At 65.7% G+C, this 22,772-nt stretch carries 21 protein-coding genes; 5 read left to right on the top strand and 16 right to left on the bottom strand.

The window, feature by feature from the left end:
• Positions 1-199: 199 nt before the first annotated feature.
• Together dnaJ and pabB are read left to right on the top strand one after the other, a co-directional pair.
• Entirely contained in the window at positions 200-1,342 is a 1,143-nt protein-coding gene (gene dnaJ / locus QCE69_RS01920) for a molecular chaperone DnaJ (RefSeq protein WP_309807269.1), read from the top strand.
• Between the two features lie 28 nt (positions 1,343-1,370).
• Positions 1,371-3,179, top strand: a complete 1,809-nt coding sequence (gene pabB / locus QCE69_RS01925; RefSeq protein WP_309929178.1) for an aminodeoxychorismate synthase component I — start codon at positions 1,371-1,373, stop codon at positions 3,177-3,179.
• Positions 3,180-3,203: 24 nt separating this feature from the next.
• Here the strand turns inward: pabB and dgoD are convergent, their stop codons facing one another.
• Complete coding sequence (gene dgoD, locus QCE69_RS01930; RefSeq protein WP_309807271.1) at positions 3,204-4,352, bottom strand: galactonate dehydratase; 1,149 nt, start codon at positions 4,350-4,352, stop codon at positions 3,204-3,206.
• 103 nt (positions 4,353-4,455) lie between these two features.
• Here dgoD and QCE69_RS01935 point away from each other — a divergent pair, with 103 nt between their 5' ends.
• Positions 4,456-5,172, top strand: coding sequence for a FadR/GntR family transcriptional regulator (locus QCE69_RS01935; RefSeq protein WP_409021191.1), 717 nt, complete (start codon positions 4,456-4,458; stop codon positions 5,170-5,172).
• A 7-nt stretch (positions 5,173-5,179) separates the two neighbouring features.
• Here the strand turns inward: QCE69_RS01935 and QCE69_RS01940 are convergent, their stop codons facing one another.
• Complete coding sequence (locus tag QCE69_RS01940; protein ID WP_309929181.1) at positions 5,180-6,040, bottom strand: MBL fold metallo-hydrolase; 861 nt, start codon at positions 6,038-6,040, stop codon at positions 5,180-5,182.
• A 189-nt stretch (positions 6,041-6,229) separates the two neighbouring features.
• Between QCE69_RS01940 and QCE69_RS01945 the strand changes: the two genes are divergently transcribed.
• Positions 6,230-7,243 (top strand): DedA family protein/thiosulfate sulfurtransferase GlpE, encoded by a 1,014-nt coding sequence (locus QCE69_RS01945; protein ID WP_309913854.1) that lies wholly within the window; start codon positions 6,230-6,232, stop codon positions 7,241-7,243.
• A gap of 12 nt (positions 7,244-7,255) precedes the next feature.
• Here the strand turns inward: QCE69_RS01945 and QCE69_RS01950 are convergent, their stop codons facing one another.
• The 14 genes from QCE69_RS01950 to QCE69_RS02015 all read right to left on the bottom strand — a co-directional run bounded on the left by QCE69_RS01950 (position 7,256) and on the right by QCE69_RS02015 (position 22,287).
• Positions 7,256-8,188 (bottom strand): DMT family transporter, encoded by a 933-nt coding sequence (locus QCE69_RS01950; protein WP_309929182.1) that lies wholly within the window; start codon positions 8,186-8,188, stop codon positions 7,256-7,258.
• A 183-nt stretch (positions 8,189-8,371) separates the two neighbouring features.
• Positions 8,372-8,758, bottom strand: a complete 387-nt coding sequence (gloA, locus tag QCE69_RS01955) for a lactoylglutathione lyase (RefSeq protein ID WP_309830565.1) — start codon at positions 8,756-8,758, stop codon at positions 8,372-8,374.
• 133 nt (positions 8,759-8,891) lie between these two features.
• Positions 8,892-9,809 carry a SprT family zinc-dependent metalloprotease gene (locus QCE69_RS01960; RefSeq protein WP_309913860.1) on the bottom strand — a complete coding sequence of 306 codons (918 nt, stop codon included), beginning with the start codon at positions 9,807-9,809 and terminating at the stop codon, positions 8,892-8,894.
• A gap of 82 nt (positions 9,810-9,891) precedes the next feature.
• A complete protein-coding gene (locus tag QCE69_RS01965; RefSeq protein WP_309807276.1) occupies positions 9,892-10,665 on the bottom strand; it encodes a lysophospholipid acyltransferase family protein in 774 nt (257 codons plus the stop codon).
• Between the two features lie 26 nt (positions 10,666-10,691).
• On the bottom strand, positions 10,692-11,249 hold the full coding sequence (gene gmhB, locus QCE69_RS01970) for a D-glycero-beta-D-manno-heptose 1,7-bisphosphate 7-phosphatase (protein ID WP_309807277.1): 558 nt from the start codon (positions 11,247-11,249) through the stop codon (positions 10,692-10,694).
• Between the two features lie 21 nt (positions 11,250-11,270).
• Complete coding sequence (glyS, locus tag QCE69_RS01975) at positions 11,271-13,370, bottom strand: glycine--tRNA ligase subunit beta (protein ID WP_309929185.1); 2,100 nt, start codon at positions 13,368-13,370, stop codon at positions 11,271-11,273.
• A gap of 17 nt (positions 13,371-13,387) precedes the next feature.
• A complete protein-coding gene (glyQ, locus tag QCE69_RS01980; RefSeq protein WP_309807279.1) occupies positions 13,388-14,416 on the bottom strand; it encodes a glycine--tRNA ligase subunit alpha in 1,029 nt (342 codons plus the stop codon).
• 185 nt (positions 14,417-14,601) lie between these two features.
• Positions 14,602-16,275 (bottom strand): apolipoprotein N-acyltransferase, encoded by a 1,674-nt coding sequence (gene lnt / locus QCE69_RS01985; protein ID WP_309913865.1) that lies wholly within the window; start codon positions 16,273-16,275, stop codon positions 14,602-14,604.
• A 99-nt stretch (positions 16,276-16,374) separates the two neighbouring features.
• Positions 16,375-17,280 (bottom strand): transporter associated domain-containing protein, encoded by a 906-nt coding sequence (locus QCE69_RS01990; RefSeq protein WP_309913867.1) that lies wholly within the window; start codon positions 17,278-17,280, stop codon positions 16,375-16,377.
• Positions 17,281-17,483: 203 nt separating this feature from the next.
• Positions 17,484-18,179: a gamma-glutamylcyclotransferase gene (locus QCE69_RS01995; RefSeq protein ID WP_309929187.1), complete on the bottom strand. Its 696-nt coding sequence runs from the start codon at positions 18,177-18,179 to the stop codon at positions 17,484-17,486.
• Between the two features lie 27 nt (positions 18,180-18,206).
• On the bottom strand, positions 18,207-18,671 hold the full coding sequence (gene ybeY, locus QCE69_RS02000) for an rRNA maturation RNase YbeY (protein WP_309913871.1): 465 nt from the start codon (positions 18,669-18,671) through the stop codon (positions 18,207-18,209).
• A complete protein-coding gene (locus tag QCE69_RS02005) occupies positions 18,668-19,783 on the bottom strand; it encodes a PhoH family protein (protein ID WP_309929189.1) in 1,116 nt (371 codons plus the stop codon). The genes ybeY and QCE69_RS02005 overlap by 4 nt, the downstream gene beginning before the upstream one ends.
• Before the next feature lie 20 nt (positions 19,784-19,803).
• Positions 19,804-21,183, bottom strand: a complete 1,380-nt coding sequence (gene miaB, locus QCE69_RS02010) for a tRNA (N6-isopentenyl adenosine(37)-C2)-methylthiotransferase MiaB (protein WP_309929191.1) — start codon at positions 21,181-21,183, stop codon at positions 19,804-19,806.
• A 132-nt stretch (positions 21,184-21,315) separates the two neighbouring features.
• Positions 21,316-22,287, bottom strand: coding sequence for a LysR family transcriptional regulator (locus QCE69_RS02015; RefSeq protein ID WP_309931522.1), 972 nt, complete (start codon positions 22,285-22,287; stop codon positions 21,316-21,318).
• A 106-nt stretch (positions 22,288-22,393) separates the two neighbouring features.
• On the opposite strand from QCE69_RS02015, the gene QCE69_RS02020 reads away from it, so the two are divergent.
• Positions 22,394-22,771 (top strand): VOC family protein, encoded by a 378-nt coding sequence (locus tag QCE69_RS02020; RefSeq protein WP_309929194.1) that lies wholly within the window; start codon positions 22,394-22,396, stop codon positions 22,769-22,771.
• The last annotated feature ends 1 nt before the right edge of the window (position 22,772 follow it).

The following is a 22,772-nucleotide window of genomic DNA, read 5'->3' on the forward strand; positions in this document are numbered from 1 at the left end:
GACCGGGACGCGGGACGCGTCTGACGTGTAACGCGCCTGGCGGGCCTTGCGGCTCCCCGGGCACGTTGTTTTTTCAGCGTGTCATGCTCGAGGCCTCATTCGGCGCGTTCGGGCACGGCGCGAAAGTTTCAAAGCGCGGGCCTGGCGGTCCGGGCATCTGACAGGAACTGCCGCTTCAGCGCGGCGGCATTGAACCGATATGGCGAAACGGGATTACTACGAGGTTCTGGGCGTCGCGAAAAACGCGAGCGACGACGAGATCAAGAAGGCATATCGCAAGCTCGCGATGAAGTATCACCCTGACCGCAATCCGGACAACAAGAAGTCGGAAGAGAGTTTCAAGGAGGTCAAAGAGGCCTACGAAATGCTCTCCGACCAGCAGAAGCGCGCCGCCTATGACCAGTACGGCCATGCGGGCGTGGACCCGAACATGGCGGGCGCGGGTGCGCAAGGTTTCGGCGGTTTCGCGGACGCCTTCGGCGACATCTTCGGCGACATCTTCGGTCAGGCCGCGGGCGGCGGCGCAGGCGGCGCCCGTGGGCGCGGCGGACCGCAGGTGTATCGCGGCGCGGACTTGCGCTACAGCATGGAAATCACGCTGGAACAGGCGGCGCACGGCTACGACACGCAGATCCGCGTGCCGAGCTGGGCGAACTGCAACGTCTGCCACGGCTCGGGCGCGAAGCCGGGCACCAAGCCCGAAACCTGCCCGACCTGTCATGGCCAGGGCCAGGTGCGCATGTCGCAAGGCTTTTTCAGCATCCAGCAGACGTGCCCGAAGTGCCACGGCACCGGCACGTACGTTCCCGAGCCGTGCACGAACTGTCACGGCCAGGGCAAGGTGAAGGAAACCAAGACGCTGGAAGTGAAGATTCCGGCGGGCATCGACGACGGCATGCGCATCCGTTCGGCGGGCAACGGCGAGCCGGGCATCAACGGCGGGCCGAGCGGCGACCTGTATGTGGAAATCCACATCAAGCAGCACTCGGTGTTCGAGCGCGACGGCGACGACCTCCATTGCCAGATGCCCATTCCGTTCACCACGGCGGCATTGGGCGGCGAGATCGAAGTGCCGACGCTTGCTGGACGCGCCAGCTTCACGGTGCCGGAAGGCACGCAGTCGGGCAAGACGTTCCGTCTGCGCGGCAAGGGCATCAAGGGTTTGCGTTCGAGCATCGCGGGCGATCTCTACGTGCACGTCCAGGTGGAAACGCCGGTCAAGCTCACCGACCAGCAGCGCGATCTGCTGCGGCAGTTCGAGAAGTCACTGGTGGAAGGCGGCGCGCGGCATAGTCCGCAAAGCAAGAGCTGGTTCGACCGCGTGAAGAGCTTCTTTGACTGATGCGATCGACGGACGCGCGAGCACTGTCATGAAGACTGAGGAGCGCAGCGCGGTATTCGCGCTGCTCGATGATCACGACTCGACCGCCCAACGGCGGTCGAGCCGTTTATACACGAATCTGGCGCACGAACGCACGTGTGTGGACCCGCATGCGCTTGACACGGTGTGCGGCGAAATCGAACGGGATCTGCAAGCGGGACTGCATGCGGTGGTCGTTGCGGATTACGAGTTCGGTCGCGATCTGCAATTGAAATGCAGCGAGCGCCGCGAAGGTGGTGGAGATCACGCCTTGCGGGTGTTGATGTTCCGCGCCTGCCAGCCTCTTTCGCGCGATGAAGCGAGCGCGTGGCTCGCGTTGCAGGACACCGGGAGCGCGCAGCCTTCGGTGGCGGGTGTCGCGGACATCGAGCCGAGCGTCACGCGCGCCGAGTTCGATACCGCCGTCGCCGCCGTGCAGCAGGCGTTGCGGGAAGGCGAGTCCTACCAGATCAACTACACCTTTCGCCTGAATTTCGACGTGTTCGGCTCGCCGCTCGCGCTATACCGGCGTCTGCGGGAGCGCCAGGCCGTGCACTACGGCGCGTTGATCGCGCTGCCGGACGGCAGATCGGTGCTGTCGTGTTCGCCGGAATTGTTCTTCGAGAAACAGGGTGACCAGCTGCGCACGCGGCCGATGAAAGGCACCGCGCCGCGCGACACCCCTCCGGAGGCGCTCAGCAGCGACCCGAAGAACCGTGCCGAAAACGTGATGATCGTCGACTTGCTGCGCAACGACATGTCGCGCGTCGCGGTCACGGGTTCGGTGCACGTGCCGGCGCTGTTTTCCGTCGAGCCCTACGGGGCCCTGTGGCAGATGACCTCGACCATCGAGGCCCGCGCGATCCCCGGCACGACCTTCGCCGACCTGATACGTGCGCTGTTCCCGTGCGGCTCGATCACCGGCGCGCCGAAGTATCGGACGATGCAGTTGATCGACGAGATCGAGACGTCGCCGCGCGGCCTCTACACCGGCGCGATCGGCTGGCTCGATGCGAACGGCGACTGCCGTCTGTCGGTCGCGATCCGTACGCTCGTCGTCGATGCCGCGCAGCGGCGCGGCCAACTGGGCATCGGCGCGGGCATCGTGCTCGACAGCGTCGCCGCCGACGAACACCGGGAGTGTTTGTTGAAAGCCCACTTCCTGACCGGCGCCGATCCGGGTTTCGAACTCTTCGAAACCACGTATGCGACGCGCGCCGAAGGCATACGCCACTACGCCCGGCACATCGCGCGCTTGAAACGCAGTGCGGCCAGCCTGGGCTTCCCGTTCGATCAGGCCGCGCTGACCGCGCACGTCGCGCAGTACTGCGCCGGCTTCGATGAGGACACGCCGTATCGCTTGCGGATCGCACTCGACAAGAGCGGGCAGTTCGCGCTTACGAGCGCGCCGCTCGGCAGTCTTCCTGAACCCGGCGTCGCCGTGCTGCTCGCGTCGGAGCGTGGCTTTGCGCCGCGCGCATCGGCTGATCCGCTGTTGCGCCACAAGACCACGCACCGGGCCGACTACGACCGCGCGTGGAAGGCCGCCGAAGCGGAAGGTGCGTTCGACATGCTGTTCTGCAACGAACGCGGCGAGCTGACCGAAGGCGGCCGGACCAGCGTATTCGCGCGTTTCGATGGCGAGTGGTGGACGCCGCCCATCCATGCGGGCGTACTGCCGGGCGTGATGCGCGCGGTGTTGATGGAAGAACTTGGCGCGGCTGAACGCACGCTGAAGCCGGCGGACCTGGACCGCGCCGAAGCCTTGCTCGTAAGTAACGCGCTGCGCGGCGCGTTAGAGGCGACGCTGAAACACTGACGCCGCCCCGTCACACCAGGGAGATCACCACTCGGCCACGCTGCCATCCGCATGACGCCACACCGGGTTGCGCCAGCGATGGCCAACCTTCGCCATCTCGCGCACCTTCTCCTCGTTCACTTCGATCCCGAGGCCCGGTCCCTGCGGAATCGACACCATGCCGTCTTCATACTTGAAGACTTCAGGATTCTTGATGTAGTCGAGCAGGTCGTTGCCCTTGTTGTAGTGAATGCCGAGGCTCTGTTCCTGGATGAACGCGTTGTAGCTGACGGCGTCGATCTGCAGACAGGTCGCAAGCGCGATCGGCCCGAGCGGACAATGAAGCGCGAGCGCGACATCGTAGGCTTCGGCCATGGTCGCGATCTTGCGGCATTCGCTGAGACCGCCCGCGTGCGACGCGTCCGGCTGGATGATGTCCACGTAACCGCCGGCCAGGATGTGCTTGAAGTCCCAGCGCGAATAGAGCCGCTCGCCGAGCGCGATCGGCGTGCTGGTCTGGCTGACGATGTCGCGCAGCGCCTCAACGTTCTCCGACAGCACCGGCTCCTCGATGAACATCAGCTTGTACGGGTCGAGTTCCTTCGCGAGCACCTTGGCCATCGGCTTGTGCACGCGGCCGTGGAAGTCCACGCCGATGCCCACGTTCGGACCCACCGCCTCACGCACCGCGCGCACGTTGTCGATCACGCCCTGCACCTTGTCGAAGGTGTCGATGATCTGCAACTCTTCCGAGCCGTTCATCTTCACGGCCTTGAAGCCGCGTTCGACCACGGCGCGCGCGTTGTTCGCGACATCGCTCGGACGGTCGCCGCCGATCCACGAATACACCTTGATCCGGTCACGCACCTGGCCGCCAAGCAGCGCATGCACCGGCACGCCGTGAAACTTGCCCAGGATGTCCCACAGCGCCTGATCGACGCCCGCGATCGCGCTCATGCCGATCGGCCCGCCGCGATAGAAGCCCGAGCGGTACATCACCTGCCACAGGTCTTCGATATGACGCGGATCCTTGCCGACCAGGTAGTCCGACAGTTCGTCGACCGCGGCGGCCACCGTATGCGCGCGGCCTTCGACGACGGGTTCACCCCAGCCGGTGATGCCTTCGTCGGTTTCGATCTTGAGGAAGCACCAGCGCGGCGGAACGATGAAGGTCTCGAGTTTCGTGATTTTCATAGAGCGTCTCCAGAAGGATTCCGCATGGTAGCAAAAAGCGCGTCAGTGAGCATATTAATAGTATTATTCAGAGGCAGCGCAAATCTGTTGGCACATCAGACAAATACCGGATAATCCTGCCAGAACTCAATCGGAGGCCATCATTCACCGAGATCTGCATGGCCGCGTCGCCCATGAACTGGGGTTGGCGATTCTGCGCGGCGATATCGCGCCCGGGGCAGCCTTGCCGCGCGAGGCGGAATTGATGGAGCGCTTCGACGTCAGCCGTACCGTGCTGCGCGAGGCCTTGCGCACGCTGACATCGAAAGGGCTGGTCGAGTCGCGGCCCAAGGTCGGCACGCGCGTGCGCGCAAGACATGCTTGGAACCTGCTCGATACGGACATGCTCGACTGGTATTCGCGCGTGGCGCCGCCGCTCCAGTTCGCGCTCAAGCTGCAGGAAATGCGCGAGATGATCGAGCCGTACGCGGCCGCGCTCGCCGCCGACAATCACGACAGCGACACCCTCGCGTGTCTCGCGCGGGCGCACCAGGCCATGGCCGACGCGCAGAACGTGGACGAATGGGTCCGTGCCGACCTCGAGTTTCACCTGTGCGTGCTGGCGGCATGCAGCAACGAGTTGCTGATTCCGCTGGGTGCGCTGATCGAGCGGACTCTCGAAGGTCAGCTGCGGCTCAATGCGAAACGGGCTGACGTGTACAACGCGTCGCTCGCGGAACATACCGCTGTGTTCGATGCCATCGTCGCCCGCGATGCCGCCGCCGCCCGCCGCGCGATGGCGGATCTGCTCGGCGTGACGCGCGGGCGGATCGAGGCCTGAGGCGCGCTCAGAAGGTATTGAGCGGAAGCTTGAGATAGGTCGTGCCGTTGCCCGAAGGATCGGGGAATCGGCCAGCGCGAATGTTGACCTGAATCGCGGGAATGAAGAGCGTCGGCATGCCGAGCGTCGCGTCGCGGGCCTCGCGCATGGCGATGAACTCCGCCTCGCTCTTGCCGCCGCCCACATGAATGTTGCGTTCGCGCTGCTCGCGCACGGTCGCCTGCCAATGGGCGGCGCGTGATTCGGGCGGATAGTCGTGGCAGACGAATAGCGGCGTGTCGGGCGGCAGCGCCAGCAGGCGTCCGATCGAGCCATACAGCGTGCGCGCGTCGCCGCCCGGAAAGTCGCAGCGCGCGGTGCCTGCGTCCGGCATGAAGAGCGTATCGCCGACGAACACCGCATCGCCGATCCGGTACGCCATGTCGGCGGGCGTGTGGCCAGGCACGAAGAGCGCATCGGCGGCCAGCTCGCCGATGGCAAAGCGCTCACCGTCGCTGAAGAGATGGTCGAACTGGGAGCCGTCGAGCCGGAAGGCCGGCTCGAGATCGAAGATCTTCCTGAACACGTGCTGCACGGTCCGGATCGACTCGCTGATGCCGATCTTTCCGCCGAGCCGCCGCTTCAGATACGGCGCCGCCGACAGATGATCCGCGTGCGCATGGGTTTCGAGAATCCACTCGACGGCAAGCCGCTGCGCGCGCACGAATGCGATGACGGCATCGGCCGAGCGCGTCGAGGTGCGGGCGGCCTTCGGATCGTAGTCGAGCACGGAATCGATGATCGCCGCCGCGGAACCGGGCCGCTCGAACACCACATAGGTCATGGTGCCTGTGGCGTCGTCGTGGAAGGGGTGAATGATCGGTTGCACGATGATGCTCCCTGTTCCCTTGCCTGCCGTCTCATTGCCCGCATGTATACGGTTCTGCCGATGCTGGACAGACCCACTGGGCGGGTTTGCCGGGATCGGGATAAAGTGTAACCCTTTGCGCCGGCGCCGCTCATCGCGTCACGTGTCGCGTCACTCCTAGCGCAAGCAGAAGCTTCTTCGAGAAACCAAATGCCGCACGTCCCGACCTCGCTTGCAACGTCGTGGGGCGCGTGGGCCGTCTTCGTCAGCGTCCTCGCGACGCAACTCGGCGTGCCGGTCCCCGCCGCGCCGATGCTCATCCTGGCTGGCACGCTCGTCGCCTCCGGCGCGGCGTCGTTCTGGCAAATGCTGCTGGCCGCGGTGCTCGCGGTGCTGATCGCCGATTCCCTGTGGTTCGCCGCCGGCCGTCTGTATGGCCGGCGCTTCCTCAACTCGCTCGTGCGCTTCTCCCTGTCGATCGACTCGACGCTGCGCACCGCGCGCCGCTGGTTCGAGCGCTTCGGCGTGCCGCTGCTCGCGCTGTCGAAGTTCGTGCCGGGGCTCGGGCTCGTGTCCGCGCCGCTGCTCGGCACCACGCAGATCGAGATCCGGGTGTTCGTGCTGTGGGATCTGATCGGCGCGACTGCGTGGGCGAGTTTCTGGATGCTCGGCGGCGCGGCGCTGCAGGAGCAGATCGGCCGGCTCATTGTGCTGGTGCGCGCCAACGGCACGACGGTCATCGACATCCTGGCGATGCTCGCGCTCGGCTTTCTGCTGTATCGCTGGATCCGGCGCGTGCAGTTCCGTCAGTGGCTCGAGAAGTATCACATCACGCCCGGCCAGCTCGACGAGATGATGCGCTCCGCGATGCCGCCCGTGATCTACGACGCGCGTCCGCCGGAAGTGCGCCGCAAGGAACCGTACCGGATCGCCGGGGCCGTCGCGCTGGACCTGGATTCACCGGATCGCATCGGTCAGCTCTATGCCGAGCATGAGGTGGTGGTGTACTGCGTGTGTCCGAACGAGGCGACGGCGAAGATCATCGCCCGGCAGTTGCGCGACAAGGGCTTCCGGCATGTGCGGCCCTTGAAGGGCGGGCTGGACGCGTGGGAGAAACACGGCTATCCGGTCGAGCCGATCCCGGCCGAGCATCTGCACCTGCCCGCCGATCGCGACGATATCGATCACGACATGGTGACGATCCGCGCGACCGCGCCGGAGTGAACCTGCGCTTCGTCAGGTACGCCGCCGCGGCGGCCGGTTCACCAGCGCGATGCCGGCGAGCACCATCGCGGCGGCGGTCATGAACCGCACGCTGACATGCTCGCCCAGCAGCAGCACGGCGAAGCCGACGCCGAAGATCGGCGTGAGAAAAGAGAACACGGACAAGCGCGACGCCAGATAGCGTGTCAGCAGCCAGAACCATGTCAGATAGCTGATGAACGAGACGATCACCGCCTGGTACGCGAGACTCGCGAGGGCGAGCGGCGACACCTCATTCACCTGCGTCTGTCCCGCGCTCACCGCCAGCGCAAGCAACAGCACCGCCGACACCGCCAGCTGATAGAACAGCGTCTTGCTCGCGCTCGCATGCGACAGCGAGGACGCGCGAATCAGCACGGTCGTCGCGGCCCACAGGATGCCGCCGAGCACGCCGAGCGCATCGCCCGCGACGCCTTGCATGACGGACTCGCCCTGCGGATGACCGTGCAGGAAGCCGTCCGCGAACGCGAGCGCGATGCCGCAAAACGCCAGGACGATGCCGCTCCACTGCGCGCGCGCAAGCTTTTCGCCCGCAACGAACCAGTGCAGGCCGAGCGCGGTGAAGCACGGCGCGGTGTACAGGAACACGGCCATGCGCGTGGCATTGGTGAGGCTCAGGCCGAAGAAGATGCAGACGAACTCGCCGCCGAACAACAGCCCGGCGAGCAGGCCGGCGGTCAGGGTGTCATCTCGCGTGAACAGCGGCACCCCGCGCGTGCGGGTCCAGATCCACAACAGCAGGGTGCCGATCAGCGAACGGATGCCGGCCTGCAACAGCGGCGGAATCGACGCGTTCGCCTCCTTGATCGCAACCTGCTGGAAACCCCACGCGCCGCACAGCGCGATCATCGTGATGACCGCGGTGGCGTCCAGCGGGCGACGCGCGGTGAAGGAAGGGGTGCTCATCGGCGGGTTCGTTGACGGTGGTGCATACGGCCGGCGCGAAACGCGCATCGGTCATGCACTGATTTGGAGCGTCGATTGTGCCAGCGAACGGGCCAGACAACGGAAAGTCCGGGACGTGCCCGTGGAGATTGGGCGCGGAAGGCGCGCCGCAGCGAACGTGCGGCGCGTGGGGTCATGCCTGCATCAGGAATGCTTTTCGATCAGTTCGACCTTGTAGCCGTCCGGATCTTCGACGAACGCAATCACGGTCGTGCCGCCCTTCACGGGACCGGCTTCGCGCGTGACCTTGCCGCCTGCCTGACGGATGCGTTCGCAGGCATCGGCGGCGCTGTCGACTTCGAGCGCGATATGGCCATACGCCGTGCCCATGTCGTACTTCTCGGTGCCCCAGTTGTAGGTCAGTTCGAGCACGCTGTGTTCGCTTTCGGGACCGTAGCCGACGAAGGCGAGCGTGTACTTGTACTCGGTGTTTTCGCTTTGACGCAGCACGTGCATGCCGAGAATGCGCGTGTAGAAATCGATCGAACGCTGCAGGTCGCCGACGCGCAGCATCGTGTGAAGGAGTCGCATGATGGGGTTCCTGTTGTGGGGGAGATGCCCGCGCGGCGCGATGGTAGCGATTGTGTCCGGGCGGGGCCCGGTGCGCCTGCGGCGGGGATGCGGATGAAATTGTACCGTCGGCGCCGCGGCCGTGCCGGAGCTCTCACAGCGCCGGCAGCAGGTCCGGCGGATGATGCTTGAGCGTATGCCGCGCCTCGCGGAACTCCGGGAAGATCGATTCGACCGTCTGCCAGAAACGCGGGCTATGGTTCATCTCGCGCAGATGCGCGAGTTCGTGCGCGACCACGTAGTCGATGATCGACAGCGGAAAATGGATCAGCCGCCAGTTGAGGCGGATCTTGCCGTCGCTCGAACAACTGCCCCAGCGCGTCGCCGCCGAGGACAGCGCATACGCGCGATACTCGACGCCGAGCTTCGCCGCATACACCACGAGCCGTTCCCCGAAGATGCGCTTCGCTTCCGATTGCAGCCAGCCCTGCACGCGGTCCTTGATCTGCTGCGCATCCGCGTTCGCGGGCAGCGGCAGCGAGAGCAGGCTCGTCGCGTCATCGAAGGACAGGGACGCGGCCGCGCCGAGCGCCACGCGAATGGTCTTGCCGAGATAGGGAAACTGCGCGCCGTCCTTCCATTCGATACGCGGCAACGCGCGCTGCTCGACCCGCGTCTGCCATTCGGTGAGCTTGTTGACGATCCAGGTCTGCTTGTCGAGGATCGCAGTTTCGATATCGGCGATCGTCACCCAGCGCGGCGCCGTGATGGCGAGACCGGTGCCGTCGATGCAGAAGCCGATCGTGCGGCGCGACGAGCGCTTCAGCCGGTAATCGAGCGTGCCTGCCTTCAGCGTGATGCGGCGCAGCCGCACGCCTTCGGGCAGCGGTGCGGGCGGTGCGGTGGGCGTGAGGACGGGCGCGGGTTCGGCATGCGGAATGTCGCCGCGCAGCGGCGCGGGACCGCCTGCGGGCGGCGCGCCGGAATAGGCAGGCGCATGCTCGAACGGCAGATCGAGTTGCAGGGTATCGAGCGCGACGGCGGGACGCTGCCGCGATGGGGGCTTCTGCATCGGTTCGGCTTTGCGCTCGCGGCGCAGGAATGACGAGAAGAACGAATATGGCACGCCGCGGCTCGACTTGATGCCCGGCCGCTCAGCGGCCCGCGCCCGCGGCGCCGGCTCGACCCGGCGGTGCGTACGGCGCGGTGTAGGCGTGCGGATCGATGCGGCGCATTTCAGTTTCGATCCAGCTTTCGACACGCACGTTGACTTCTTCGGGCGTGAGACCGGCGGTGTCGATCGGCTTGCCAATCGACACCGTGACTATACCCGGATATTTGATGAACGAATGGCGCGGCCAGACCCGCCCGGCGTTATGCGCGATCGGCACGACCGGTGCGCCCGTCGCGACCGCGAAGCGCGCGCCGCCGGTCTTGTACTTGCCCTGGCTGCCCGTGCGTATGCGCGTGCCTTCGGGAAACATGATGACCCACGCGCCTTCGTCCATGCGCGCGCGGCCCTGGCGCGTCACGGACGTGAACGCATCGCGGCCCTGCTTGCGGTCGATATGCACCATCTTCAACAGGCCCAGCGCCCAGCCGAAGAACGGCACGTAGAGCAGTTCGCGCTTGAAGACGTAGCAGAGCGGACGCGGCATCAGCGCGGGGAACGCGAGCGTCTCCCACGCGGACTGATGCTTCGAGAGCAGCACGGCCGGACCGGCCGGCAGATTCTCCATGCCTTCGATCGTATAGCGGATCCCGATCAGATGACGCAGCACGACGATGGTCGACTTGCACCATCCGGCGGCCATCCAGTAGCGGCGGTCGGCGCGCATGAACGGAAACGCGATGAAGCAGGCGGTCGCGTACGGCACCGTGTACACGATGAAATAGATCAACAGCAACAACGAACGGATGAAGCGCATGGAGTCTCTGCAATACGAACGGCGGGTCAGTCGTGATGCCGTGCAATCAGGTCGAGCGCGAACGCGCGCAGGTCCTTGTGAACGACGGTGCCTTCCGGCAGGTTGCCTTCCTTGAGGGTTTTTTCGCCCTTGCCGGTCAGCACGAGATGCACGGGAAAGCCGAGTGTCTCGCCGGCCTGGAGATCGCGCAGCGAGTCGCCGACGAGCGGCGTGTCTTCCGGATCGATCTCGAACCGGTCGATGATCTGCTGCAGCATGCCGGGCTTCGGCTTGCGGCAGTCGCATTGATCTTCGGCGGTATGCGGGCAGAAGAACACGGCATCGATCCGGCCACCCACGGCGGCGGCCGCGCGGTTCATCTTCTGATGCATCGCGTTGAGCGCGGCCATGTCGAACAGGCCACGTCCGATGCCCGACTGATTGGACGCGATGGCCACGCGATACCCCGCCTGGTTCAGCCGCGCGATGGCTTCAAGACTGCCGGGAATGGCGACCCATTCGTCCGGCGACTTGATGTACGCATCGGAATCGACGTTGATGACGCCGTCGCGATCCAGCACCACCAGTTTCTTGTTCACGCCCATGGTGCGTCCTTTTTACTCTCTTCAGGTCGCGAGCTTGGAGATGTCCGCGACGCAGTTCATCTGCTGATGCAGCGCATGGAGCAACGCCAGACGGTTGTTGCGCAAGGCCGGATCTTCCGCGTTCACCATGACGTCGTTGAAGAAGGTGTCCACCGCTTCGCGCAGCGCGGCGAGCGCCGTCAGCGCTTCGGTGTAGTTGCGCGCGGCGAGCGTGCTCTGAACGCGCGGCGTCACCTGCTCGATTTGCGCGTACAGATTCTTTTCCGCCGCTTCGACCAGCAGCGCTGGGTTCACCGCGCCGGGCGCGCCCTGTTCCGACTTCTTCAGGATGTTCGAGATGCGTTTGTTGGCGGCGGCAAGCGCTGCGGCTTCCGGCAGCGCGGCGAACTCGCGTACGGCGTCGAGGCGCGCGACGATGTCGTCGAGACGCGTCGGGTTCAGGCTCAGCACCGCTTCGATGTCGTTGGCTTCGAAACCGCGTTCGCGCAGCAGGCCGCGCAGCCGGTCGAGGAAGAACGCGTACACCGCTTCCTGCGAATCCGCGACGTGCGGCACGTTCGCGAACTGGCGCTGCGCGGCGGCGACGAGCTCGCGCAGGTCGACGGGCAGCTTCTTCTCGAGCAGGATGCGCAGCACGCCCAGCGCGTGACGGCGCAACGCGAACGGATCCTTCTCGCCGGTCGGCGCGAGGCCGATGCCCCAGATGCCGACGATCGTCTCCAGCTTGTCCGCGAGCGCGACCGCGGCGCCGACGCCGGTGGACGGCGTATCGTCGCCGGAGAAGCGCGGCTGATAGTGCTCGGAGCACGCGAGCGCGACTTCTTCCGGCTCGCCGTCGTGGCGCGCGTAGTACGTGCCCATCGTGCCCTGCAGTTCGGGGAACTCGCCGACCATGTCGGTCAGCAGGTCGGCCTTCGCAAGTCGCGCGGCACGGCGCGTCAGTGCGGCATCGACGCCGACCATCGGCGCGATCTCGCCGGCCAGCGACTCGAGGCGCTCGACGCGTTGCAAGGTGGAACCGAGCTTGTTGTGATAGACGACGTTCGCCAGCAGCGGCACGCGGTCTTCGAGACGCTTCTTCTTGTCCTGCGTGAAGAAGAACTTCGCGTCGGCGAGACGCGGACGCACGACGCGCTCGTTCCCTTCGACGATCTCACCCGGCGTCTTCGTATCGATGTTCGACACGATCAGGAAGCGCGAGCGCAGGCGGCCGTTCTGGTCGGTGAGCGCGAAGTATTTCTGGTTCGTCTGCATCGTGAGGATCAGGCATTCCTGCGGCACCTGCAGGAACTCCTCATCGAAGCGGCATTCGTAGACCACCGGCCATTCGACCAGCGCGTTCACTTCGTCGAGCAGCGCTTCGGGCATCACGACGCGGTCTTCACCCGCGAACGCCTGCAACTGCGTGCGGATGGATTCGCGGCGGTCGTCGAAGTTCGCGACCACGCGGCCCTTCGTGCGCAGTGTCTCGGCGTAGTCGTCGGCGTGCGTGATGGCAACCAGGCCTTCCGACATGAAGCGATGCCCGAGGGTCGTGTCGCCGGCATCGATGCCGAGCGCGCTGACCGCCACCACCTCGCGGCCGTGCAGCGCGATCAGGCGCTGCACCGGACGCACGAACTGCACGCTGGTGCCGTCCGGGCGCTGGTAGGTCATGAGTTTCGGAATCGGCAGCTTGCCGAGGGTTTCGTCGAGCGCGGCCTGCAGGCCTTCGCTCAGGGTCGCGCCCGGCGCGGCATAACGCAGGAAAAAGGCTTCGGCCTTGCCGTCCTGCGCGCGTTCGAGATCGGCGAGCGGGAAGTCGGGAAAGCCGAGCGCCGCGAGCTTCTTCGCGAGCGGCGGCGTGGGATTGCCTTCCTTGTCGAGCGCCACCGTCACCGGCAGCACTTTCTCGCGCACCTGCTTTTCCGGCGCGACATCGCGCACGTTGCGGATCAGCACCGCGAGACGGCGCGGCGTCGCGTATTTCTCGAACTCAGGCGTGCCGTCGATCAGATCGCGCGCAGCGAGACGCTCCACGATGCCATCGGCGAAAGCAGTACCGAGACGCGCGAGCGCTTTCGGCGGAAGTTCCTCGGTCAGCAATTCGACGAGCAGGGAAGCGTGATTGGATTGCGTCATTGTTCTGTCGAGCCTCGTCAAACCTGTTCGTTGTTGCTGCGTTCGCCCGGCGGCGTGCTTTCGGGCTTGAGCGGCGGCGTCCAGGCGGGACGCTGCGCTTCCTGTTCGTCGGTGACGAGGTCGCGGTCGCCCTTCACCGGATTGCCGAGCATCGGGAAGCCGAGCGCCTCGCGCGACTCGTAGTAAGCCTGGGCGACGAGACGCGACAGCGCGCGAATCCGGCCAATGTACGCCGCGCGTTCCGTCACGGAGATCGCGCCGCGCGCGTCGAGCAGATTGAAGGTGTGGCCCGCCTTCAGCACGAGTTCATAAGCCGGCAGCGCAAGCTTCGCCTCGATCATCTTCTTCGCTTCTTCCTCGTAGCTCTTGAAGAAGGTGAAGAGCAGATCGACGTTCGCGTGCTCGAAGTTATAGGTGGACTGTTCGACTTCGTTCTGGTGATACACGTCGCCGTAAGTCAGGCGGCGCAGCACCTTGCCGCTCGGGCCGTCTTCTTCCCACTCGGTCCAGACCAGGTCGTACACGTTCTCGACCTTCTGCAGATACATCGCGAGACGTTCGAGACCATAGGTGATCTCGCCCAGCACCGGCTTGCAGTCGATGCCGCCCGCCTGCTGGAAATAGGTGAACTGCGTCACTTCCATGCCGTTGAGCCACACTTCCCAGCCGAGGCCCCACGCGCCGAGCGTCGGGTTCTCCCAGTCATCCTCGACGAAGCGCACGTCGTTCTGCTTCAGGTCGAAGCCGAGCGCTTCGAGCGAGCCGAGGTACAGGTCGAGGATGTCTTCCGGCGCCGGCTTGAGCACCACCTGATACTGGTAGTAGTGCTGCAGGCGATTGGGGTTCTCGCCATAGCGGCCGTCCTTCGGGCGGCGCGAGGGCTGGACATAGGCGGCGCGCCATGGTTCGGGACCGATCGCGCGCAGGAACGTGTGGACGTGCGAGGTGCCCGCGCCGACTTCCATGTCGATCGGCTGGAGCAGCGCGCAACCCTTCTCGTTCCAGTAGGACTGCAGCGTCAGAATGATTTGCTGGAAAGTGAGCATGATTGCCTTGTGCGGGGCGCGGCCATCGTCGTGAAGACGCGATTCAGTGAACCGGCCGAAGCGCTAAAACATTGAATTTTATCCGAACGGGGAACGGGTGCGGCTTTTTGGCCGGCCCGTGTCCCGGGGAAGCAAGTGTGCCGGCCGCGCGATGCGGCCTTCGGGCGGGCGCGTTCGGGGATGCGCTAAGGACGCCTGCGGCTCGGCGCGAACGCGAAGCCGAATGCGAGCAGGATCAGCGAGACGGCGATCACCGTCATGTTGCCGCTCGTCACGTAGGGCGTGCTGCCGGAGGTGCCCTGCACGGTCGCTTCGAGCACGCCGGTGGTGAAGACCGGCAGCTTCGACACGACATCGCCATTGGCCGCGATCGCCGCCGTCATGCCGGTGTTGGTGGCGCGCAGCATCGGCCGGCCGGTTTCGATCGAGCGCATGCGGGCAATCTGCAAATGCTGGTCGAGCGCGATGGTGTTGCCGAACCACGCGAGGTTCGTCGAGTTGACGAGAATGCCCGCGGGCGTTTCCTGCTCGCGGATCGTGCGCGCGATTTCCTCGCCGAAGATGTCCTCGTAGCAGATATCGACGGCGACCGGCTGGTTGTGCACGATGAACGCCTTCTGCGCGATCGGGCCGCGCGCGAGATCGCCGAGCGGGATGCCCATCAGGCGCACGAACCAGTGGAAGCCGTAGGGCACGAATTCGCCGAAGGGCACGAGGTGATGCTTGTCGTAGCGATAGACGCCGTTCACGCGCGGCGTGACGCCGAACAGGCTGTTGGTGTAGTCGGTCGCGCGGCCGTCGGGCAGGATCGTGACGCCGATCGCGCCGAACAGGATCGACGAGTTGGTGGTGTCGGCGAAGTTGCGGATGGCCACGGCGAAGTCCTGCGGGATCTGCACCGAGAGCACCGGCAGCGCGGTTTCCGGCGTGACGATCAGATCGGCGGGCTTCTCGGTGATGAGACGCTTGTAGAGCGCGAGCGATTCATCGACGCCGGCCTGCTCGAACTTCATTTCCTGCTTCACGTTGCCTTGCAGCAGACGCACGGTGAGCGGCGCGTTGGCGGGCGTGGTCCATTGCACGAGCGACAGCAGCATGCCCGCCGCCAGCAGCGCGACGGCCACGGCCGCCGGGATCAGCGCACGCGCGCCCAGACCCATGCGGCGCCAGTGATGAATGGCCTGCACGGCCAGCGCGGCAAACAGCGCGAGCACCCATCCGACGCCATACACGCCGACGACCGAGCCGAAGCCCTTCAACGGACCATCGACCTGCGCATAGCCGCTCGCGAGCCACGGGAAGCCGGTGAACACGAGGCCGCGCAGCCATTCGCCCAGCGCCCAGGCGCTCGCAAAGGCGAACGCGCCGTGCCAGGTCGGCGCATGGCGGGGCGAGGCGTCGATGTCGCGCGCGGTGGCGGCGTCTTCATCGCCGAAGCGGGCGCGGCCCGCGACCAGCGACCAGACCACGCTCGACAGCGCCGGATACACGGCGAGATACAGCGAGAACAATGCGACCGCCGCCGCGGCGAGCGGCGCGGCCATGCCGCCATAGACGTGCATGCTGACATAGAGCCACCACACGCCCGTGACGAAGTTGCCGAAGCCGAAGGCCCAGCCGGTCATGGCGGCGCTGCGCCAGCCGCGGGTGCGCGTGAGCCACGCGAAGAACAGCGCGAAGATGACGAGTTCGAGCCAGCCGCCGTGCGGCGTCGGCGCGAACGAGAGCGTGTTCGCCGCGCCGAGCACGGCGGCGGCGAGGTAATGCCAGAAGGGCAGGGCGCGCGGCGCTTCGGCGGCTGCCGGGGTCACGGATGCGGTGCGCTTGCGGAACAGGAGGCGGGACGATGAATCGGCCATTGATGACGGTCGAGATGAAACGGAGGCGGGGTCACGGATGAGGACAGGCGCGGCGTGGCGTACTGCGATGCCCCGCCGCCCGCGCGGCGATCGCGGCGATCAGTCGCGCAGTTCGTCTTCGTCGTCGCCCGCGTGATGATGCTGCTGCGTGAGATTCGGCACGCGCCGCACGAGCAGGACGTGAATCTGCCGCGCGTCGCCGCGCAGGATCTCAAAGGCGAAATCGTCGATGCGCACCTTTTCGCCACGATGCGGCACGCGTCCGAAACGATGCGTGACGAGACCGCCGATGGTGTCGACTTCGTCGTCGGAGAAATCGGAGCCGAAGGCCTCGTTGAACTGCTCGATGCCGGTGAGCGCGCGCACGCGATGGCGGCCGTCGGGCGTGGCGATGATGTTGCCGGCTTCCTCGTCGAAGTCGTATTCGTCCTCGATGTCGCCGACGATCTGCTCCAGCACGTCCTCGATGGTGATGAGGCCCGCGACGCCGCCGTACTCGTCGACGACGAGCGCGATGTGATTGCGGTTCACGCGGAAGTCGTGCAGCAGCACGTTGAGGCGTTTCGATTCCGGGATGAAGACGGCGGGGCGCAGCATGCCGCGCACGTCGAATTCCTCTTCGGCGTAATAGCGCAGCAGGTCTTTCGCGAGCAGCACGCCGATGACGTTGTCGCGATTGCCTTCGTAGACCGGATAGCGCGAGTGCGCTTTTTCGAGCACGAAGGGAATGAATTCGGCGGGCGTGTCCGCGATGTTGATGGCGTCCATCTGCGCACGCGGAATCATGATGTCGCGCGCGCAGAGATCGGAGACCTGGAAGACGCCCTCGATCATCGAGAGCGAATCGGCGTCGAGCAGGTTGCGCTCGTGCGCGTCCTGCAGCACTTCGAGAAGTTCGTCGCGCGACTCGGGTTCGTGCGAGATGAAATCGGTCAGGCGTTCGAGCAGCGAGCGCTTTTCCGGCGGTTTGTCGGAATGGCGTCGACTGGGATAGGGTTCGTTCATAGTGAAGCGCCCAGGCGTTCCCGGGCGCAATTTAGCGGAAAGTTAAGCATACACCAAGGTAAAACGCCGGCCGGGCGGCGCGGCGTGTGCAATGGAAACCATGCTAGCGGAAAAATATGCGACGAGTGTGTCCGGTGTCCGGCGCTGGCCGAATGGCACGCGAAAAGTGACCTTCATACGTAAAACCGTAAGCAACGCGGATGTCATCCCGCGCCCTGTTGCGACCGGCAGCGTTTCAGCAAGGCTTCGAGCGCGCGGTCCGGCATGCCGCTTTCCCGCAGCGCCTCGACGGTCCGGCTCACGTAGTCGAGCGTCGTGCCGTAGCGCCCGCTGGCGCAGCCGAGCACGGTGCGCACCACGGGATCGGGAAGCTTGCCGGTGTAGGAGCTGGCCTCGCGCCGCATCACGAAGGCGAGGGCCTCGACGCGCCGTCCGTCGGCAAAGGTGCAGGGCAGCCACGCCGGCCGGTACGAGCCCATCGCCATTTCGCGGCGCCACAGGACTTCGAGGTGCTCGGCGGCGTCGCCGCCCGCGAGCCGGAACGCCATGCCGGAGCACGATCCACCGCGGTCGAGCGCGAGCACGAGGCCCGGCTGCTCCGGCGTGCCGCGGTTCACGCGCGACCACAGATACAGCCCGCGATGGTAGCCGTGCACGCGGGCGCGCACCGCTTCGAGCGTCGGCAGGCCGGGGTTCCAGATCAGCGAGCCATAGCCGAACAGCCACAGGTCGGAACGTCCGTCCCAGCCCGCGAGCGCCGCTTCGCGCGACGCGGCGAGTTGCGCATCGGTCCAGAGCGCGGAGTCTCCGAGCATGGGCGGATAGTTAGCGTCAGCGTCAGCGGCGACGACGGGCGTGGCAGGCGGGAACTGCGCGGGATCGGGTGTCTTGTCGTTCACGTTGCGTGAGAGGGCATCGGACCGGCTTCAGGTCAGCGGCACGTAAGGATCGGGAAAACCCAGAGACTGCATGATATCTGTCTCGATCGATTCCATCTCCTGCGCCTCGCTTTCGTCCTCGTGGTCGTAGCCCTGCGCATGCAGCGTGCCGTGGACGATCAGATGCGCGTAGTGCGAGGCGAGCGGCTTGCCCTGTTCGGCGGCTTCGCGCTCGACGACCGGACAGCACAGGATCAGATCGCCCGTCACCGGATCGTCTTCCGATTCCGCGTAGGCGAAGGTCAGCACGTTGGTGGCGTAGTCCTTTTGCCGGTACGTGCGATTGAGCTCGCGTCCTTCTTCTTCACCGACGAAGCGCACGGTGAGTTCGGCGTCCGCGAACAACGCGGCCTTGATCCAGCGCGCGACCGTCGCACGCGGCAGCACGGCCTTGTGCGACGGATACGCCTTGGCGGCGGGGAACTGCATCGACAGGGTGAGGCGCGGATTCATTCAGGCCGGTTCGCGTGTTGTGCCTGACGGGCCGCTTCGGCGAGCGCGGCGTCCTTCTGCGACTGCGCGTCGTACGCCTCGACGATGCGCGCGACCAGCGGATGCCGCACCACGTCCGCCGACGTGAAATGCGTGATGGCGATGCCGCGCACTTCCGAGAGCACATGCTGCGCCTCGATCAGCCCGCTCTTGTGGCCGCGCGGCAAGTCCACCTGCGTGGTGTCGCCGGTGACGACCGCCTTCGAGCCGAAGCCGATCCGCGTCAGGAACATCTTCATCTGTTCGGGCGTGGTGTTCTGCGCCTCGTCGAGAATGATGAACGCGTGATTCAGCGTGCGGCCGCGCATGTACGCGAGCGGCGCGATCTCGATCATCTGGCGCTCGAACATCTTCGCGGTCTTGTCGAAGCCGAGCAGGTCGTAGAGCGCGTCATACAGCGGGCGCAGATACGGATCCACCTTCTGCGCGAGATCGCCCGGCAGGAAGCCCAGCCGCTCGCCCGCCTCGACCGCCGGCCGCGTCAGCACGATGCGCTTGACCTGATCGCGTTCGAGCGCGTCGACCGCGCAGGCCACCGCGAGATAGGTCTTGCCGGTGCCCGCCGGACCGATGCCGAAGGTCACGTCGTGCGACAGGATCTGCTTCAGATAGTCGCGCTGCGCGGGCGTGCGGCCGCGCAGGTCGGCGCGGCGCGTGTAGAGCTTCGGGCCGTGGTCTTCGTCGTCGCCGAGATCGAGCGTCGCGCTGGGTTCGTCGAACGGATGATCCAGGTCGCCGCGAAAACGCGGATCCGCTTCGCCTTCCTCGCTGCCGGCCGTGCGCGCGTCCTTCGCGCGCCGCGTGGCGTGACGCGCCTCGACCAGCGCGAGCTGGATGTCATCGACGGAAATCGGATCGCGCGCGCGGTTGTAGAAGTTTTCGAGTGCCGCGAGCGCGACCTTGGCGCCGCGTCCGCGAATCGAAATCTTGTGGCCGCGGCGGGACAGCGTGACGTCGAGCGCCTGCTCGATCTGCCGCAGGTTCTCGTCGAGCGGGCCGCAGAGGTTGGCGAGCCGCGCGTTGTCCTCGCGCGGGGCAGTGAATTCCAGATGCTGCGTGGGAGCGTTCTTCAAAGTGAACCAGGTGTCCTTTATTAAGCCATCCCGTGAGCCAGCGCGGGCGCGTCCGCCACCATCACCAGTTCGCCGCGCAACGAGTGCGGGTACGCGTGCACGATCTTCACGTCGATCATCTGGCCGATCAGCCGTGCATGCGTCTCCATCGGCGCCGGGAAGTTGACGACGCGATTGTTCTCGGTGCGGCCCGCGAGCTCGTTCGGATCCTTGCGCGCCGGGCGTTCGACGAGAATCCGCTCGATCTTGCCGACCATCGACGCGCTGATGCGCTGCACGTTTTCCTCGATGGTCGCCTGCAGATGTTGCAGGCGTTTGAGCTTGACCTCGCGCGGCGTGTCGTCGTGCAGGTTCGCGGCGGGCGTGCCGGGACGCGGGCTATAGATGAACGAGAAGCTCGTGTCGTAGCGCATCTCGTCGACGAGCGCCATCATCCTGTCGAAGTCGTCCTCGGTCTCGCCGGGGAAGCCGACGATGAAGTCGGTGGACAGCGACAGGTCCGGACGGATCGCGCGCAGCTTGCGGATGACCGACTTGTATTCGAGCACGGTGTAGCCGCGTTTCATCGCCATCAGGATGCGGTCCGAGCCGTGCTGCACGGGCAGATGCAGGTGCGAGACGAGCTTCGGCACCTTCGCGTAGGTGTCGATGAGGCGCTGCGTGAATTCCTTCGGATGCGACGTGGTGTAGCGAATGCGTTCGATGCCGGGCACGTCGGCCACGTACTCGATCAGCGTCGCGAAGTCGGCGATCTCCTCCGAGCCGAGCGTCAGCGCGCCGCGGTAGGCGTTCACGTTCTGGCCGAGCAGCGTGACTTCACGCACGCCCTGGTCGGCCAGGCCGGCGACTTCGGTGAGGACGTCGTCGAGCGGGCGGGAGACTTCCTCGCCGCGCGTGTACGGTACGACGCAGTAGCTGCAGTATTTCGAGCAGCCTTCCATGATCGACACGAATGCGCTCGGTCCGTCGACGCGCGCGGGCGGCAGATGGTCGAACTTCTCGATTTCCGGGAACGTGATGTCGACCTGGGCGCGGCCCGTGGCGCGGCGTTGGTCGATCATGGCGGGCAGGCGGTGCAGCGTCTGCGGGCCGAACACGAGATCGACGTACGGTGCGCGCGCGACGATCGACGCGCCTTCCTGGCTCGCGACACAGCCGCCGACGCCGATCAGCAGGTTGGGATTGGCTTCCTTGAGCTCGCGGACGCGGCCGAGATCCGAGAAGACTTTCTCCTGGGCCTTTTCGCGCACCGAGCAGGTGTTGAACAGAATGACGTCCGCATCTTCGGGCGTGTCCGTCTTGATGAGTCCTTCCGCTGCGCCGAGCACGTCGACCATCTTGTCGGAGTCGTACTCGTTCATCTGGCAGCCAAAGGTCTTTACATAAACTTTCTTGGTCATGAATCGTCGCCGGTCACAGTGGTTGATCTGGGGGCGCTGGTTAGGAGTTGAAAGGGGACTTCGCGGATGGTGTTTGTTCGCGTGGCTTTTCTGTTCCGATCTGCGCGCTTTTTACCGCATTTGAGGGCGATATTATAGCGCCGCAGGCCCATCCCGGCCTTCCACGGGCCGACGCGGCGGAAAGGCGAGATCGCCGAGCAGCGCGGCGGTGGTTTCGTCGAAGCGCGCGACCAGAAAATCCAGCACCGCCCGCACGCGCGGCGCCATGTAGCGGTTCGCGTGAAATAGCGCGTGCACCGGCGCCTCGTGCGTGCACCAGTCGGGCAGCACCATGCGCAGCCGGCCGGCGCGGACGTCGGCGGCGATATCCCAGATAGACTTGTGCGCGATGCCATGTCCCGTCAGCGCCCAAGCGTGGACCAGTGCGCCGTCGTTGGCTTCCCAGGAATCGGCGACCGGCATTGAGAACGTGTAGCGTTCCTCGCCGCGCGTGAACTCGAGTTCGCTGAGCGGCCCGTTCGACGTGACGACCACCACGAACTCGTGACCGACCAGTCCGGCCGGCGTGAGCGGCGTGCCGCGCCGCGCCAGATACTCCGGCGCGGCGCACAGCACGCGGCGGTTCGGCGCCAGCACGCGGGCCGCGAGACCGCTGTCGGGCGGGGCGCCGAAGCGGATCGCGAGGTCGATGTCCTCGTGCAGCAGGTTCGACACCGAATCCGACAGCGTCAACGCGAAGCTGACCTCGGGGTGCAGCGCGCGGAATGCGTCGAGCCAGCCGCGCAGCATGTTGCGCCCGAAATCCGATGTCGCCGAGATGCGCACCTTGCCGCGCACGACGTTCTGACCGGCCTGCAAGGCGGCTTCGCCGTCGTCGATAGCCTGCAACGCGATCCGGCAATGTTGCAGATAGACGCGCCCTTCGTCGGTGAGGCGCAGCTGGCGCGTGGTGCGCTCGAACAGCCGCGCCTGCAAGGCCTTCTCCAGCTTGATCAACCGCGCGCTCGCCGCCGCCGGCGAAAGCCCGAGCTTGCGACCTGCCGCGGACAGGCTTCCGGCCATCGCCGTTTCCATGAACAGGCGCATGTCGCCCAGCCGATCCATCGCCATTTTCAAATTCCGTTTGAGAATGATTCAAAGACTCGCCCAATTCTCAAACGCATGCGCGAACCGGAGAATGCGCCTTTCGGTGGTCACGGAGGTTCGGATCATGCAACTGGATCACGTCACGATCGTCGCGCCGCATTGCGATGCGTTGATGCGCTTCTTTGTCGATATCGCCGGAGTGGAGGTCGGAGCGCGGCCGCCGTTTGGCGTCGGCGGTTACTGGCTGTATCTCGGCGGGCGGCCGGTGGTGCATCTGGTCGCGGCGGGCATCGATGCGCCGGCGCAGCGGCCGGGCACGGCGCGCATCGACCACGTTGCTTTGCGGATCGATGACGCCGACGAGTGGCGCTCGCTTCTCCAGCGCCTGGACTGTCACGGCTATGCCTATCAGCTTGCCGACGTTCCGCTGTCCGGCGAGCGCCAGCTGTTTGTGCAACTTGCGCCGGCCGTCGTCGTGGAATTCGTGACCACCCAATCCTGAA

The sequence above is a fragment of the Caballeronia sp. LZ032 genome, from assembly GCF_031451315.1.
Taxonomy (GTDB): domain Bacteria; phylum Pseudomonadota; class Gammaproteobacteria; order Burkholderiales; family Burkholderiaceae; genus Caballeronia.

Bases quoted from the DNA above. Each gene is read 5' to 3' on its own strand.
- glyQ (WP_309807279.1), bottom strand. From the start codon at position 14,416: ATGCTCACTTTCCAGCAAATCATTCTGACGCTGCAGTCCTACTGGAAC.
- ybeY (WP_309913871.1), bottom strand. From the start codon at position 18,671: ATGAATCCGCGCCTCACCCTGTCGATGCAGTTCCCCGCCGCCAAGGCG.
- gmhB (WP_309807277.1), bottom strand. From the start codon at position 11,249: ATGGGCGTGAACAAGAAACTGGTGGTGCTGGATCGCGACGGCGTCATC.
- QCE69_RS01950 (WP_309929182.1), bottom strand. From the start codon at position 8,188: ATGAGCACCCCTTCCTTCACCGCGCGTCGCCCGCTGGACGCCACCGCG.
- glyS (WP_309929185.1), bottom strand. From the start codon at position 13,370: ATGACGCAATCCAATCACGCTTCCCTGCTCGTCGAATTGCTGACCGAG.
- QCE69_RS02015 (WP_309931522.1), bottom strand. From the start codon at position 22,287: ATGGATCGGCTGGGCGACATGCGCCTGTTCATGGAAACGGCGATGGCC.
- lnt (WP_309913865.1), bottom strand. From the start codon at position 16,275: ATGGCCGATTCATCGTCCCGCCTCCTGTTCCGCAAGCGCACCGCATCC.
- QCE69_RS02020 (WP_309929194.1), top strand. From the start codon at position 22,394: ATGCAACTGGATCACGTCACGATCGTCGCGCCGCATTGCGATGCGTTG.
- gloA (WP_309830565.1), bottom strand. From the start codon at position 8,758: ATGCGACTCCTTCACACGATGCTGCGCGTCGGCGACCTGCAGCGTTCG.
- miaB (WP_309929191.1), bottom strand. From the start codon at position 21,183: ATGACCAAGAAAGTTTATGTAAAGACCTTTGGCTGCCAGATGAACGAG.
- QCE69_RS01945 (WP_309913854.1), top strand. From the start codon at position 6,230: ATGCCGCACGTCCCGACCTCGCTTGCAACGTCGTGGGGCGCGTGGGCC.
- dgoD (WP_309807271.1), bottom strand. From the start codon at position 4,352: ATGAAAATCACGAAACTCGAGACCTTCATCGTTCCGCCGCGCTGGTGC.
- QCE69_RS01960 (WP_309913860.1), bottom strand. From the start codon at position 9,809: ATGCAGAAGCCCCCATCGCGGCAGCGTCCCGCCGTCGCGCTCGATACC.
- dnaJ (WP_309807269.1), top strand. From the start codon at position 200: ATGGCGAAACGGGATTACTACGAGGTTCTGGGCGTCGCGAAAAACGCG.
- pabB (WP_309929178.1), top strand. From the start codon at position 1,371: ATGAAGACTGAGGAGCGCAGCGCGGTATTCGCGCTGCTCGATGATCAC.
- QCE69_RS01965 (WP_309807276.1), bottom strand. From the start codon at position 10,665: ATGCGCTTCATCCGTTCGTTGTTGCTGTTGATCTATTTCATCGTGTAC.
- QCE69_RS01990 (WP_309913867.1), bottom strand. From the start codon at position 17,280: ATGAACGAACCCTATCCCAGTCGACGCCATTCCGACAAACCGCCGGAA.